Source organism: Cysteiniphilum litorale, from assembly GCF_003428165.1.
Classification (GTDB): domain Bacteria; phylum Pseudomonadota; class Gammaproteobacteria; order Francisellales; family Francisellaceae; genus Caedibacter; species Caedibacter litoralis.
The window spans coordinates 1-13,970 of sequence record NZ_QLIQ01000027.1 but is presented as its reverse complement, the minus strand read 5'-3'; the positions used below and the strand labels follow the sequence as shown (position 1 = coordinate 13,970).

Annotated in this window: 12 protein-coding genes; 6 read left to right on the top strand and 6 right to left on the bottom strand. The window is 39.2% G+C overall.

Features of this window, described 5'->3' with window-relative positions; translation table 11 throughout:
* Window positions 1–8: 8 nt before the first annotated feature.
* The 3 genes from tkt to DNJ75_RS10525 all read right to left on the bottom strand — a co-directional run bounded on the left by tkt (window position 9) and on the right by DNJ75_RS10525 (window position 3,762).
* On the bottom strand, window positions 9–2,024 hold the full coding sequence (tkt, locus tag DNJ75_RS10535) for a transketolase (RefSeq protein WP_117003423.1): 2,016 nt from the start codon (window positions 2,022–2,024) through the stop codon (window positions 9–11).
* A 77-nt stretch (window positions 2,025–2,101) separates the two neighbouring features.
* Window positions 2,102–3,409: a dihydropteroate synthase gene (gene folP / locus DNJ75_RS10530; RefSeq protein ID WP_117003422.1), complete on the bottom strand. Its 1,308-nt coding sequence runs from the start codon at window positions 3,407–3,409 to the stop codon at window positions 2,102–2,104.
* A complete protein-coding gene (locus tag DNJ75_RS10525; protein WP_117003421.1) occupies window positions 3,397–3,762 on the bottom strand; it encodes a dihydroneopterin aldolase in 366 nt (121 codons plus the stop codon). Before DNJ75_RS10525 ends, folP begins: the two co-directional genes overlap by 13 nt.
* 158 nt (window positions 3,763–3,920) lie before the next feature.
* Here DNJ75_RS10525 and dacB point away from each other — a divergent pair, with 158 nt between their 5' ends.
* Window positions 3,921–5,330, top strand: coding sequence for a D-alanyl-D-alanine carboxypeptidase/D-alanyl-D-alanine endopeptidase (dacB, locus tag DNJ75_RS10520; protein ID WP_224742318.1), 1,410 nt, complete (start codon window positions 3,921–3,923; stop codon window positions 5,328–5,330).
* Here the strand turns inward: dacB and gltS are convergent.
* On the bottom strand, window positions 5,327–6,523 hold the full coding sequence (gene gltS / locus DNJ75_RS10515) for a sodium/glutamate symporter (protein WP_157968304.1): 1,197 nt from the start codon (window positions 6,521–6,523) through the stop codon (window positions 5,327–5,329). The two genes, dacB and gltS, sit on opposite strands and share 4 nt — an antisense overlap.
* A 162-nt stretch (window positions 6,524–6,685) precedes the next feature.
* Here gltS and dusA point away from each other — a divergent pair, with 162 nt between their 5' ends.
* Both dusA and DNJ75_RS10505 read left to right on the top strand, forming a co-directional pair.
* Entirely contained in the window at window positions 6,686–7,663 is a 978-nt protein-coding gene (gene dusA, locus DNJ75_RS10510; RefSeq protein ID WP_117003418.1) for a tRNA dihydrouridine(20/20a) synthase DusA, read from the top strand.
* A 57-nt stretch (window positions 7,664–7,720) separates the two neighbouring features.
* Entirely contained in the window at window positions 7,721–9,292 is a 1,572-nt protein-coding gene (locus DNJ75_RS10505) for an ATP-binding protein (RefSeq protein WP_117003417.1), read from the top strand.
* Between the two features lie 85 nt (window positions 9,293–9,377).
* Here the strand turns inward: DNJ75_RS10505 and kdsA are convergent, their stop codons facing one another.
* On the bottom strand, window positions 9,378–10,211 hold the full coding sequence (gene kdsA, locus DNJ75_RS10500; protein ID WP_117003416.1) for a 3-deoxy-8-phosphooctulonate synthase: 834 nt from the start codon (window positions 10,209–10,211) through the stop codon (window positions 9,378–9,380).
* 79 nt (window positions 10,212–10,290) lie between these two features.
* Window positions 10,291–11,016: a response regulator transcription factor gene (locus tag DNJ75_RS10495; RefSeq protein ID WP_117003415.1), complete on the bottom strand. Its 726-nt coding sequence runs from the start codon at window positions 11,014–11,016 to the stop codon at window positions 10,291–10,293.
* A 320-nt stretch (window positions 11,017–11,336) separates the two neighbouring features.
* Here DNJ75_RS10495 and acpP point away from each other — a divergent pair, with 320 nt between their 5' ends.
* From acpP to DNJ75_RS10480, 3 genes are all read left to right on the top strand, one after another.
* On the top strand, window positions 11,337–11,573 hold the full coding sequence (gene acpP / locus DNJ75_RS10490) for an acyl carrier protein (protein ID WP_117003414.1): 237 nt from the start codon (window positions 11,337–11,339) through the stop codon (window positions 11,571–11,573).
* A 275-nt stretch (window positions 11,574–11,848) separates the two neighbouring features.
* Window positions 11,849–13,102, top strand: coding sequence for a beta-ketoacyl-ACP synthase II (fabF, locus tag DNJ75_RS10485; protein ID WP_117003413.1), 1,254 nt, complete (start codon window positions 11,849–11,851; stop codon window positions 13,100–13,102).
* 247 nt (window positions 13,103–13,349) lie between these two features.
* The gene (locus tag DNJ75_RS10480) at window positions 13,350–13,865 is read left to right on the top strand and encodes a TVP38/TMEM64 family protein (RefSeq protein ID WP_117003412.1); all 516 of its coding nucleotides are present in this window, start codon (window positions 13,350–13,352) and stop codon (window positions 13,863–13,865) included.
* Window positions 13,866–13,970: the final 105 nt, after the last annotated feature.

The window sequence follows — 13,970 nt, the reverse complement described above, 5'->3', positions numbered from 1 at the left end:
TATATGGCTTATAAACTTTCAACCGTTGTTTTAGATAGAAGCGTTTTGGCTTTAGCCACAGCGTTTTGTGCGGTTAAACCAAATGCCTCATATAATTTTTCAGCCGGTGCTGATTCACCAAAGTGATTTAAGCTAATCACATCCCCACCTGTCTTTGGCAATAAACGATACCATAAATCACCTTGTGCCGCCTCCATCACTACTGCAGGAATATTTTGTTTTATCACGGACTGTTGATATACATCATCTTGTTGCATGAATTTCTCAACGCAAGGCATAGACACAACGTTTACAGCAATGCCTTCTTTAGCTAATGTTTCCGCTGCCTCACACATGATACTTACTTCAGAGCCTGTAGCAATCAAGGTAATCTCAGCATTTTGGGCTTCTCTTAATAAATAACCACCCTTTTTAACCAGTTGTGCTTGGCTATTGCTCGCCACTAAAGTTGGTAGATTTTGACGAGAAAGTGCCAATAATGATGGTGTGCTCTGCTCTTCAACAGCACACTGCCATGCAATCGCTGTTTCAACAACATCTGCCGGACGCCAGACATTTAAATTAGGCATCACACGCAAGCTTGGTACGTGTTCAATTGGCTGATGTGTTGGACCATCTTCGCCCAAACCAATTGAGTCATGTGTCATCACATAAACTACTGGTTGCTTCATAATCGCACTCATACGAATGGCGTTTCGTGCGTAGTCACTAAACACCAAGAAAGTACCGCCATACGGTCTAAAGCCACCATAAAGCGACATGCCATTCATCATCGCTGCCATACCAAACTCACGCACACCATAAGATAAGTAGTTGGCATGCTTTTCATGATTATTAAGCCATTTGCTGCCTGACCAGTTGGTTAAGTTTGAGCCTGTTAAATCTGCTGAGCCACCAAACATATCCGGCAATACTTTACAGATTTCTTCTAATGCCATCTGTGATGCTTTGCGCGTTGCTACTGTTGGCTTGTCATTAAGTAACTTATTGATATAGTCATTTATCAATCCACCAAAGTCTTGCGGTAAGCTTTTGCTTAAGCGCACATTTAATTCATTAAACTCATTAGGATACGCTTTTTGATATTGAGCGAACTGTTCATTCCAGCTCTGCTCTAGTGTTGAACCCTTTTCAATACCTGACCAATCTGCATAAATATCACCTGGAATCTCAAAAGGTGAGTAATGCCAATCAAGCGCTTTACGCGTATTTATAATCTCATCATCACCCAAAGGTGCACCGTGCACACTATGGCTACCTGCTTTATTTGGTGAGCCTTGACCAATCTTGGTTTTGCAACAAATCAATGTTGGCTTTGAGCTTTCCGCTTGTGCCTTAGCAATGGCAGCATCAATGGCATCAAAATCATGCCCATCAACATGGGTAATAACCTGCCAGCCATAAGCTTCATAGCGCTTAGCAACATCTTCGGTAAACCAACCCTGAACGTCACCATCGATCGAAATACTATTATCATCCCAAAAAGCGATTAATTTGCCTAATTTCAACGTGCCCGCTAAAGAACTTACTTCATGTGAGACACCTTCCATTAAACAGCCATCACCCATAAAGACATAGGTAAAGTGATTAATAATCTCATGTTCAGGCTGGTTATAACTGTCGGCTAATAGCTTTTCTGCCAGCGCCATACCAACTGCGTTTGCAATACCTTGCCCCAAAGGACCAGTTGTTGTCTCAATACCTGGTGCGTAACCATATTCAGGATGACCTGCCGTCTTTGAATGTAATTGTCTGAAATTCTTCAAATCATCAATTGATAACTCATAACCTGTCAAATGCAATAACGAATATAACAACATCGAACCATGACCATTTGATAACACAAAACGATCGCGATTAAGCCAATGTGGGTTTTTAGGGTTATGTTTTAGATATTTACGCCACAGTACTGTCGCGATATCTGCCATGCCCATCGGCATGCCTGGGTGTCCTGATTTTGCTTTCTGTACAGCGTCCATTGAGAGAAAACGAATAGCATTTGCAAGAGTTATGTTTGAATTCATCTGCCTTCCAAAAGTTAATAATGTTTGCGGGCAAAAGTGTAACATAACTATTTGCTAAATGCAGTGACCTTCCGCCATTAAATATGCTTCGCTATCGCGGTTAATCGAACATTATGCACGCGCAGATAATCAACACCTTTTTTTATCAAATCACGAGAAATCATTGCTGTAGCGAGATCTTTTTCGGCATTGTCTTTGGTTGCAACATATGGCATGACAGATGATTTACGTGAATGTCCGACGAGTATTTTAATACCAAGAGACTCTTTAATTTCAGCAACGCCATCAAGTAGTTGTTGTGCTTGATAGGCTGTTTTACCAAAACCAATCCCAATATCAAAAATGAGTCTTTCCTTGCGTATGCCCGTATCTAAAAGTATTTGTATTTTTTCTTTAGCAAAAGCAATGACCTCAGATACGGGATCACTATCACTTGCCAAATACTTACCTCCGGCAACACCTAATTGATGCATAAAAACATAGTCAATCATTTTACCTTTAATTAAAGCGACAATACTTTTTACTTCAACTCCATAAATATCATTAATGATGTTGACACAACTGTAATTCAACGCCTTTGCTACCACCTCAGCATGATAAGTATCAATACTAACCTTAAGATCTAAAGGTAACACGTGCGCATTCACCAATGACTCGACAATCTCTAAATAAGGCTTTAATCTCTGCCAATACACCTCTGCAGTTATTGGCTTTACACCCGGCTTGGTGCTCTCAGCGCCTAAATCAATCACCTCAGCACCTTCATTGACAAGCTCAATAATATATTGTTCAAATTGCTCAAGTGGTATTACCTCTTCACCTTGTTGCGAGAAAGAATCACTCGACAAATTGACAATCACCATAATTTGACTACCTGCTAAGGTAAAGGGTGCTAACTCAAGCATTGGCATTTTTTTTATATTTTTTATATATTGATACAGATCACCCGAATACTGAGGATGGCGCCAACAAGGATAAACATCCAACAAAGGTTTTAACGCAAAGTTACGTTTCAATAATTCCTTATGCGGAATCGTTAAATACTCATTTTGATAGCTTAAATCTTCATAGCACAAAATATCAATATCGATTTCACGTGGCGACCAAAAGGCATGCTCAGGGTCTCGCCCTAGCGTTGTTTCAATCCTTTTTATTTCACTTAACAGCGCATCAGGCGCTAAATCCGTCTGTACCAAAACGGCTAAATTATAATAATCAATATCCCAACTTAGTGGTGCATTAGCTGGCAAAAGCGCTTTAGTTTGATAGATGGGTGAGATTTTTTGCACCTGACCAATACGCTTTGCAATCCAATCAACCGCTTGACGCAAGTTTGATAACTTATGACCAACATTGCTGCCTAGCCCCAAGACTACCTCGCACATACATACTCCACACAAAAGCTTGCCAATGCGACATTATCTAGCGGTGGCTTTTTATGTAACTCAAGATAAATATCCACTTTATATGCTTCGAGCATCTCTTTTAGCACATCAAGCAGCGATTGTGCTAAATGCTCGATTAATTGATAGCGCTTTTGTCGTGCAGTTTTTAACAATAATTCATTGATACTTGCATAGCAAATCGTCTCGTTAAGATCATCACTGACACATCCTACTGGTGCTTTATGATAACTAATGATCAGATCTAATTTAACTTGCTGCAATTGTTCTTGCTCAAAATCATAGACACCCAGATAGACATCCAAGATGACTTCAGTGAGTTTTAGTTTATACATAATATACCACCCAAAAAATATCAAAAATCTCTTCGACACGTAATACCGCAAAATTAATTTACAAACGGTATATGCCAATTCAGTAATGACATTCGCTTCCAAAAGTTGGTATTATCGACGACATCGTTAAAAATCGATAGTTTTAAATAGCGTTCACTGTGAAAAAATTTATTTTACTAGGTTATGCTTTAATAAGCACCATTACGTTTGCGCATGCTTCCGTGCGCAGTGAAATTCAATCCCTTGTTAAGATGTACCGCTTATCTGACGTCTCTATCGGCATTGCCGTTGAGCGTGTTAACTCAGGGCAGCTACTCTATCAATATGCTAAAGACCGCCCCTTCACACCTGCAAGTAACAACAAAGTTTTCACAGCAGTTGCTGCATTAACGGCATTACCAAAAAACTTTCAATTTACAACCTCTGTTTTTTATCAAAAATCACAATACAAAAATGGTACCTTAAATGGTAATTTGTATATTGAGTTCACCGGTGATCCAAGCCTTACCGGTGCCGCGTTATATAATCTGATCTCACAAACCAAGCAACATGGCATCAAACGCATCAATGGTGATGTTGTGTTAATAGCCAATCACTTCTCTGGCGATTATGTGCCTAACGGTTGGTCCAAGAATGACACCCCTTACTGCTTCGCTGCACCTGCGTCAAGCTTAAATATGAATAAAAATTGTTTTGTGATTAAGCTTATCAACACGAGTGGCACAAATACCAAAGTCAAAGAACTTTCTAATACCAGTAATATCACGATTAACAATACCACTCGATTAGCCACAGCCCAAGATCGCGGCAAATGCAAGTTTGACATTGACATGACTCGAAACAATGTCCTTAATCTCTCAGGCTGCATTCCAGCAAAAGCTGAGACTTACCTTAATCTTGCGATTGCTAACCCTGCCTTAAAAACAAAGCAAACGATTGATGATTTCATCTCACAAGTTGGCATCAAACATCGTGGTAATACTTTATTTGGCAACTTACCTAGTAAGTCAAGCCTAATTGAAGTTGCGAGTATCTCATCCGACTCTATCGATGCTTTGCTTACGCATATGCTATTGAAGTCTGATAACTTATATGCCGAAAGTTTTATGCGTACCATTGGTTATACACAAGCAGGTCAAGGCAGTAATGATGCTGGTACTAAGGCTATTGAATCCCTTATCCGCAAAACATATAAAGTGGATACTGGAGAGCTACACATGGAAGATGGCTCGGGTCTTTCCAAGCTTGATTCGGTAACGCCTCAGTTTATGGTAAGCTTATTAACCAACGTTTATAACAGCAGCATTGGCAAACGCCTATATAATGCCTTACCTAGCTCAGGCGAGGATGGAACATTGGCTTATCGCATGGGTGGTAAGCTACAAGGTCGCGTTCATGCCAAAACTGGTACATTAGCAGGTGTCTCAACGCTTTCTGGCTATCTTTTAACAAAACGTAATCACCTATTGAGTTTCTCGATTATGATAAATGATCTGACGCGTTCACAGCGCATTAAAGCGCGCATGCTTGAAGATGGCATTATTAAAGTGTTTTATGAAAATCTTTAAAAGATATTTAAAAACGCGGTAATCATTCCGGCATTAAAGAAGTCAATCAATACAGAGCCGACAATTGGCACCACAAAAAACGCCTGTGGTGCTGGGCGATTTTTAGCAACAAAAGCATCCATATTAGCAATCGCATTTGGCGTTGCGCCCATTCCTAAGCCCACAGTGCCACAAGTCATCACAACCGCATCATAGCTTTTGCCTAATAATTTATAAATCACAAAAATGGCAAATAGCACCATTAATACGACTTGTGCAAGTAAGATCACTAACATTGGAATCGCTAAGTTCACAAGTGCCAATAGCTTCATTTGCATCAATGCCATCGATAAGAAAATAGAAAGTGAAATAGCACCTAATACTTGCAACTCCGTGTGACTAATCTCATACCAATCGGTCATATCTGAGCAGTTACGCAAAATAGCCGCTGCCAACATCGCACCAATATAATCCGGCAAAATAATATTAAGTGACTTAAACCACGCCGAAAAAATACTGCCAAAACCAATGGCTAACGCAATCATAATCACCGCATTAAAGATACCCTCTTGAGAAATTTTACTTGGTTTATGTAGTTGCAGTTTCTTTAGACTTTCTGCATCCATTTTTGCACCCGTGACTTCTGGCTTATATTTACGCATCAGAAACTTTGCCACAGGCCCACCTGATAAACTGCCTGCAATCAGTCCTACCGTTGCTGCCGCTGCTGTAATCGTTGCTGCATTTTGCAAACCAAAGTCATTTTGTAAAGTCCCCGCAAACGCCAATCCTGTACCATGCCCACCGATCATCGTAATTGAGCTATTAGCCAAGCCAAAAGCTGTCGGCATATCAAGCAGCATTGCCAATGATACACCCAGGCTATTTTGTAAAACAACCAGCAAGCACATACAAGCAAATAGGATCAACACTGCTTTGCCACCAATAAATAAAAAGCGCAAGCTCGCGGCAAAACCAATCGTTGCAAAGAATATCAACATAAAATATTGTTGAGCTGATGCATCAAAATTGATATGCATATAATCAAAATAACTAAGCACTGCGACCAATATAGAAAAAAGCAACCCACCAACAACGGGGGCAGGTATAAAAAAACGACTTAATATATTCACGCGCTTTTGAATAAAGATCCCAACCAATAGCACTAAAATAGCAATGGCAACCGTTAATAAATTATTGACTTGTAGTAGCATTTTGCCCCCCTTTATCATTTCCCATTTTTCCCAAACGCATCGAGCATATAAAATACAATTTGATAAAACCAGTCTTTATGGCAAATAAATCGCCAATTCCATTTACAATTACACGGAATGTTTTACCATAGCCTCCTTAAGTTTTGAATAAATAGAATACCGATGACACAACCACTTAATCGCACCCTTTGTATCGCCCCAATGATTGATTGGACAGATAGGCATTATCGTTATTTAATGCGGCTAATCACCAAAAAAACCATGCTTTACACGGAGATGATTACAGCTAATGCGATCATTCATGGGCCTCGTGCGCGTTTATTGCAGTACTCACCAGAGGAAAATCCACTGACATTACAATTAGGTGGCAACAACCCAGATGACCTTATTTTTTGTGCCAAACTTGCTGAAGACCTAGGTTATAGCGAGATCAATCTAAATGTCGGCTGTCCGAGTGATCGCGTCTCACGCGGCGATTTTGGATTATCATTAATGTATAAGCCTGAGCTCGTTGCCGAGTGTGTTAACGCCTTAAAGCAAGCGGTTAACATCCCTATTTCAGTAAAGTGTCGTATTGGCGTTGACGATAAAGATAGCTTTGAAGAGCTTACACACTTTATCCAAGGTATTGTTAATGCTAAGGCTGATTTTATATGTATTCATGCGCGAAAAGGCTGGCTAAATGGCTTAAGCCCCAAAGAAAATCGTACAATCCCGCCCTTACAATATGACACGGTTTATCAAATTAAAAAATTATTTCCCAAGCAGTTAATGGGCATTAATGGTGGTATAACAACCTTAGATGACATCAACCAGCATTTACAATATGTGGATAGCGTGATGATTGGGCGCGAAGCTTACCACAACCCGATGTTATTTAAAGATGTTGATCAGCTTTTTTATAATGAGAAAAGTCATGACATCACCCCTTTTGACGTTGCTGAGCGTTTAATTCCCTATATTGAAGCAGAACTAAAGTCTCCTGATCGCAAGCTTAATCATATTACGCGTCATACGCTTAATTTATTTAATAGTTACCCTAACGCTCGTCTTTATCGCCGATTTTTAAGTGAGCATGCTACACATCCCGAGGCGGGCGTTCATACCTTTAAAGAAGCATTGAGCTATGTCAAAGGTTAAAACTGATTGTAATGGTGCTATACTCTGGGACATTGACAAAAGTTTAAGTGCCGCACGATGAAAACACTTCCTATCGGAATCTCAGGGTTTGAGAAAATAATTGCTGATGAGTGCCTCTATGTGGATAAAACCAAACACATCTATAACCTGCTTCAGCAAGGTGGCGGTTATTACTTCCTTTCGCGCCCGCGACGTTTTGGCAAGTCATTACTAATTGACACACTTAAACAGGCATTTCTTGGCAATAAGCAATTATTTACTGGTCTATTTTTGGAACATCATTGGAATTGGGACGTGAAACACCCTGTGATTCATTTTAATTTTGGCTCAAGCTCAAGTTTTAATAGCATGGAGCGCTTTTTTGCTGATGTGCATGAAACTTTAGATATCTTTGCAAAAACCTATGAAATTACACTAATTCAAACAGATTATGGTGCCAAATTTGGTGAGCTCATTAGACGGCTACACGAGAAGACACGCTTAAGAGTCGTGATTCTAATCGATGAATACGACAAACCCATCTTAGATCATATTGATGACAAAGCACAAGCCAGACTCATGCGCGATATCTTAGGTGGGTTATATGCCTATATCAAAAAGCATGACAGTGATGTTCATTTTGCCTTATTAACAGGCGTATCACGCTTTAGCAAAGTCAGTTTATTTAGTGATTTAAACAATCTTAATGATATCACACTTGACCCTAACTACGCCGATATCTGCGGTTATACACAAACCGAATTAGAACATTATTTTAATCCTTACTTTGAACAAAAAGATATTGATTATCCCTTACTGAAAAAATGGTATAACGGTTATAACTTTGCTGGAAACGAATCACAAAAAGTCTATAACCCATTTGATATTTTACTTTTTATCAATAAAGGTTTTCGCTATCAAAACTATTGGTTTGAAACAGCAACGCCAAGCTTTCTAATCAAAGCTATTGAAAAAAATCATTACTTCATCCCTGATTTAGAAGATATTGTCGTGAGCGAGACGATGCTTTCAAAATTTGACATCGATAGCATGCCTGTTGAAACTCTGCTATTTCAAACCGGTTACCTGACAATTAAAGAAATCACCATGCGCGGCAATCGTATGGCTTACCGCTTGAGCTACCCCAACTATGAGGTTAAATGCAGCTTAAATGAGAGCCTTGCCGTCATCGCATCAAATGAAAGTGCTAAAAATCAGGTGATTGATCACTTAGTTAATGCCTTTGAGCAGAATGACTTTAAACGCCTTGCAGTGATCCTAAGCAGCCATTTTGCTTCCATCCCACATGACTGGTATCGCAATAATAATATCCACCACTATGAAGGATTCTATGCCAGTATTGTTTATAGCTTTATTGTGGCACTTGGCTATGATGTTATTCCTGAGGACACAACCAATCATGGGCGTATTGACCTTAGTTTGATCATGCATGATAAGATCATTATTATTGAGTTTAAGTTAAACAAATATGGAAGTGCTGAAAATGCATTAAAACAAATTAAAGCCAAAGACTATGCCAAAAAATACGTTCAAGACCCTCGAAAAATTTACCTCTTAGGCATTAGTTTTGATGCTGATAACAAAAATATTGCTGACATTGCTTTTGAGCAATATCGTTCATCATCTTAACAGCTAACAGTAGCAAATTAATATTGGCAAGGATTAAAGGAAGCGACAGCTGAATGATTTTTTTATGCACAATCAGCTATGTTGATTAAAGTGTGTTTTCTAATAGCGGTTGTGATTTAACAATACGATCAATTTGTTGAAGCTGCATTAATAATGACTTCATCTTTTGAATTGGCAACGCATTTGGTCCATCACTTAAGGCCTTGGCTGGATCTGGATGTGTTTCCATAAATATGCCTGAAATCCCAGCTGCGACTGCCGCACGCGCTAGTACTGGCACAAATTCACGTTGCCCGCCTGAGACATTACCCTGCCCACCTGGCAACTGCACTGAATGTGTCGCATCATAAACAACAGGACAGCCTGTCTCACGCATAACCGCTAATGAACGCATATCTGAAACCAGATTGTTATAACCAAAGCTTGCCCCTCTTTCGCATGCCATCACTTGCTTGTTCCCCGTTGATTTGGCTTTCTCCATCACCTGCTTCATATCCCAAGGTGCCAAGAACTGCCCCTTTTTAATATTAACGGGCAAGCCTTGCTCGCATACGCGTACGATAAAGTTTGTCTGACGACACAAAAAAGCTGGCGTTTGCAATACATCAACAACACTAGCAACTTCAGCTAATGGCGTATCTTCATGCACATCAGTTAGTATCGGAACATTAATTTCTTTTTTTACTTTTTGCAAAATCTCAAGCCCTTTGTCAATTCCAGGACCTCTAAAGCTATTAATCGATGAGCGATTCGCTTTATCAAAAGAAGATTTATAAATAAACGAAATACCTAATTCGTCGGTTAACTCTTTGAGATAACCTGCTGTATCCATGGCTAGTGCTTCTGATTCAATAACACAAGGTCCAGCAATTAAAAAAAATGGCTTATCCATTCCCACTTCAAAGTCTAATAATTTCATCATATGATCCAATTTGGCTAAAACTTGAAGTAGTTTAATGCGCGAGAACTTAAATAGAAAGGGCTTTCACAGGATTAATTTACGATGCAATCACCTGAACATCCGCCAAAAATTTATAACCTTTATAGCGAATCGATTGAATCAAATCTTTACCGATCTTATTGCGTAAGCGATAGACATAAACATTAATCGCTTGTAATGACGCATCATCGGCATGACTCTCCAAAGCTTTGTGGATCTGCTCACGCGTGATAATCCGCTCAGCATTCGCGCAAAACAAACTCAATAGCTTCACCTCATACTCAGTCAAATTGAGTTTTTTGTTAATATTATTTTTATCAACCAGATTAAGAGCTGACGGTTCAAAATGCCAACGATCAAATCGGTAGTTTATTTGATCTTCTTGTGTTGATTGAGACAATGCGATTTGTGTCTTGCGACTGCGGCGCAAAATTGCTTCCATGCGCAATAATAATTCTTTTGGATCAAATGGCTTTGCCAGAAAGTCATCGATTCCAAGCTCAAAACTACGTATTAGATTGGCTTGGCTATCATGTGCCGTCACCATCAAAATCGGAACTTGTGATTTTTGGCGCACTTTTTGACATAGACTATGTCCTGTTAAATCTGGCAGTTGATAATCCAAAATAATTAAGCTTGGGATTTTCTGACTCAAATACTCAAGCATCGCCTTGCCACTGTATGCACTGTGCGTCATATAGCCCTTCGACTGCAAAATACTTTCAATCAGCTCGCAAATAACCGGCTCATCATCAACAATTAATATTTCATTTACATCCAGCATCGCACTTGAGTTCCATGGTTATTATTTCCTTGATAAGGAAAGTATAGACCAACAATATACTGATTCAATTATAAATAGCGGACTTTCTAGGTTGAATTTTTTGTGCTTTGCCGCAGAAATCACAGTTAACGATAATGAGGTTGATGATTGATAGAAATATCTGTTCAATAAATAGCAAAACCAGCCAGTTTTAGCAGAATTTTGTTGTAAGTTTATTGCAAATAAGTCACATTTCACTACAATGTCTACTCGGTTGGCAGATGCCATAAATTTAAAGACAGTTTTATAAATATTAATAAGTAAAAACTTAAGGAAACAAAATGAGCGCAATTCAAGAAAAAGTAAACGCTATCATCGTTGAACAATTAGGTGTTAAGCCTGAAGATGTAAAAGCAGAAGCATCTTTTATCGATGATTTAGGCGCTGACTCTCTTGACACTGTTGAATTAGTCATGGCTTTAGAAGAAGAATTTGACACTGAGATTCCAGATGAAGAAGCTGAAAAAATCAAGACTGTGCAAGACGTTTACACTTACATCGAAGCACACAACAAATAATCACTCATCTCTTCTTTAAAGTAACTGATGAATTTATGAGAAATCAGCATTAGTCGTAAGGTTAATGCTGATTTTTTATTTGTATAACCATACCGCTTGTAAATGATTTTGCGGTGTTTAATATCGAAGAAGTTTTTGATACTTTTGGGTGATTGGATTGCAGGTAATAGCTAGGACTATTGCTAAAACCCAATCATTCAAAAGTACGAGAAATTCAATGATAAAAATTTTGCAAAATGGTTTGCGAGCGGTATAAACATTTGGATAATGAAATCATGAAATCAGCAAGACGCGTTGTCATTACTGGACTTGGTGCATTAAGCCCGCTTGGTAATGATGTTAAAAGCACATGGGATGCGATTTTAAAAGGTCAAAGCGGTATTACACAATTACCTGAATTTGATCTTGAGCATGGACCTTCTATTTCTGAATTTAAGGTCACCATTGGTGGCACCATTAAAAACTTCGATCCTTTAGCACATTTTGATAAGAAAGAAATCAAAAAGTATGACCCCTTCATGCAATATGGTCTTGTGGCTGCCGAAGAAGCATGGCAAGACGCAGGCATCACGGTAACCGACGAGAATTGCCGCCGCATCGGTGTATCAATGTCTTCAGGAATTGGTGGACTTGGCGAGCTTGAGGCAACGCGTGTTGTTATCGACACCAAAGGTCCAAAGCGTATATCCCCTTTTTGTATTCCTGCAACAATCATCAATCTTATCTCTGGTAACTTCTCGATTAAACACAACCTAAGAGGACCAAATACCGCAATCGTTACTGCTTGTACAACGGGTGCACACAATATCGGTATGGCTGCGCGTATGATCGCTTATGGTGATGCTGATGTGATGATTGCAGGTGGTGCTGACAAAGCCAATACTGCTATCGGAATCGGTGGATTTGCGGCAGCTCGTGCGTTATCTGAGCGCAACCATGATCCAAAAGGCGCATCACGCCCGTGGGATAAAGACCGTGATGGCTTTGTTTTATCTAATGGTGCAGCTGCTGTTGTATTAGAAGAATACGAACACGCCAAAAAGCGTGGTGCTAAAATTTATGGTGAGCTTATTGGTTATGCCATGAATGCTGATGCATTTCACATCACCAGCCCAAGTGGCGAAGGTGGCTATGAGTGTATGCAATTAGCCCTTGAAGATGCAGGTATCAATGCTGATCAAGTGCAATATATCAATGCGCATGGCACATCAACGCCAGCTGGTGATGTCAAAGAAAGCCAAGCAGCTGAAAAGCTAATGGGTAATCATGCTAAAAATATCGTCATGAGCTCAACCAAGTCGATGACTGGACATATGCTAGGAGCAGCTGGTGCGATTGAAGCCATCTTCTCGCTACTTGCTATTCGTGATCAAGTCGCACCACCGACAATCAACCTTGATAATGTTGATGAAGGCTGTAATTTAGATTATGCAGCACACCAAGCAAAACCAATGAAAATTGACATTGCCATGTCTAATTCATTTGGTTTTGGCGGCACCAATGGTACGCTTGTGTTTAAGAAAATCTAAAACAGACACACCAAACATTTCTGATAAATCTATTTTGTATGTTCTTTGAGCGCCTAAAAAATAGTCTATTAGTAATCATGGATATTCGGGTCAAGCCCGAATATGACGACTTATATTCATTCTCGGACTTGATCCGAGAATCCAAAAAAAACATCGGATAAAATTTGCATAGCTGCTTATATTGAACTTATTTTTTATCTGTTATCCTCTACGTACCTTTAGACAATGACATGGAGAGTGATTGCAGATGTCCTTAAAGCGTTTGTTCCCTATTATCCTTTTAATTATCGGTTTAATCATTTTTTTTGCTTTAGGTGGCGAGCATTATCTGTCCCTTGAGACCTTAGCGATGCATTATCAAAACTTACAAGCGTTTACCCAACAATACTACTTTTTAAGTGTGCTTATTTTTATGCTTAGCTACATCATTATCGTTTCGTTCTCAATCCCAGGAGCGACGATTATGACACTGTTAGGCGGATTTCTTTTTGGTGTTTTCTTTGGCGGTATTTGGACCATTCTTGCTGCTACCATCGGTGCAACGATTACCTACTTAGCCGTACGTATGGCATTTGCTGAAAGTTTAAAACATAAAGCTTCAGGCAGTATTGCCAAAATGCGCGATGGCTTTCAGCAAAATGAGTTTAATTATTTATTGTTTTTAAGACTCTTACCTATCTTCCCATTTTTTATTATTAATATTGCCGGGGGTGTCTTAGGCGTCAGTCTACGCCATTTTTTTATAATACCCCAAGAAATTTAAACAGTATCTTTTGAAATTCATTTCCGATATATTGTTGAAAGTGAAATGAACAGAGGGCGTATTTATGAGCACAAAAAGGACAAGTTACTCATCCGAGTTTAAGGT

Excerpts from the sequence above, each read along its gene's own strand:
- tkt (WP_117003423.1), bottom strand. The coding sequence starts at position 2,024 with ATGAATTCAAACATAACTCTTGCAAATGCTATTCGTTTTCTCTCAATG.
- folP (WP_117003422.1), bottom strand. The coding sequence starts at position 3,409 with ATGTGCGAGGTAGTCTTGGGGCTAGGCAGCAATGTTGGTCATAAGTTA.
- DNJ75_RS10525 (WP_117003421.1), bottom strand. The coding sequence starts at position 3,762 with ATGTATAAACTAAAACTCACTGAAGTCATCTTGGATGTCTATCTGGGT.
- gltS (WP_157968304.1), bottom strand. The coding sequence starts at position 6,523 with ATGCTACTACAAGTCAATAATTTATTAACGGTTGCCATTGCTATTTTA.
- dusA (WP_117003418.1), top strand. The coding sequence starts at position 6,686 with ATGACACAACCACTTAATCGCACCCTTTGTATCGCCCCAATGATTGAT.
- DNJ75_RS10505 (WP_117003417.1), top strand. The coding sequence starts at position 7,721 with ATGAAAACACTTCCTATCGGAATCTCAGGGTTTGAGAAAATAATTGCT.
- kdsA (WP_117003416.1), bottom strand. The coding sequence starts at position 10,211 with ATGAAATTATTAGACTTTGAAGTGGGAATGGATAAGCCATTTTTTTTA.
- DNJ75_RS10495 (WP_117003415.1), bottom strand. The coding sequence starts at position 11,016 with ATGCTGGATGTAAATGAAATATTAATTGTTGATGATGAGCCGGTTATT.
- acpP (WP_117003414.1), top strand. The coding sequence starts at position 11,337 with ATGAGCGCAATTCAAGAAAAAGTAAACGCTATCATCGTTGAACAATTA.
- fabF (WP_117003413.1), top strand. The coding sequence starts at position 11,849 with ATGAAATCAGCAAGACGCGTTGTCATTACTGGACTTGGTGCATTAAGC.
- DNJ75_RS10480 (WP_117003412.1), top strand. The coding sequence starts at position 13,350 with ATGTCCTTAAAGCGTTTGTTCCCTATTATCCTTTTAATTATCGGTTTA.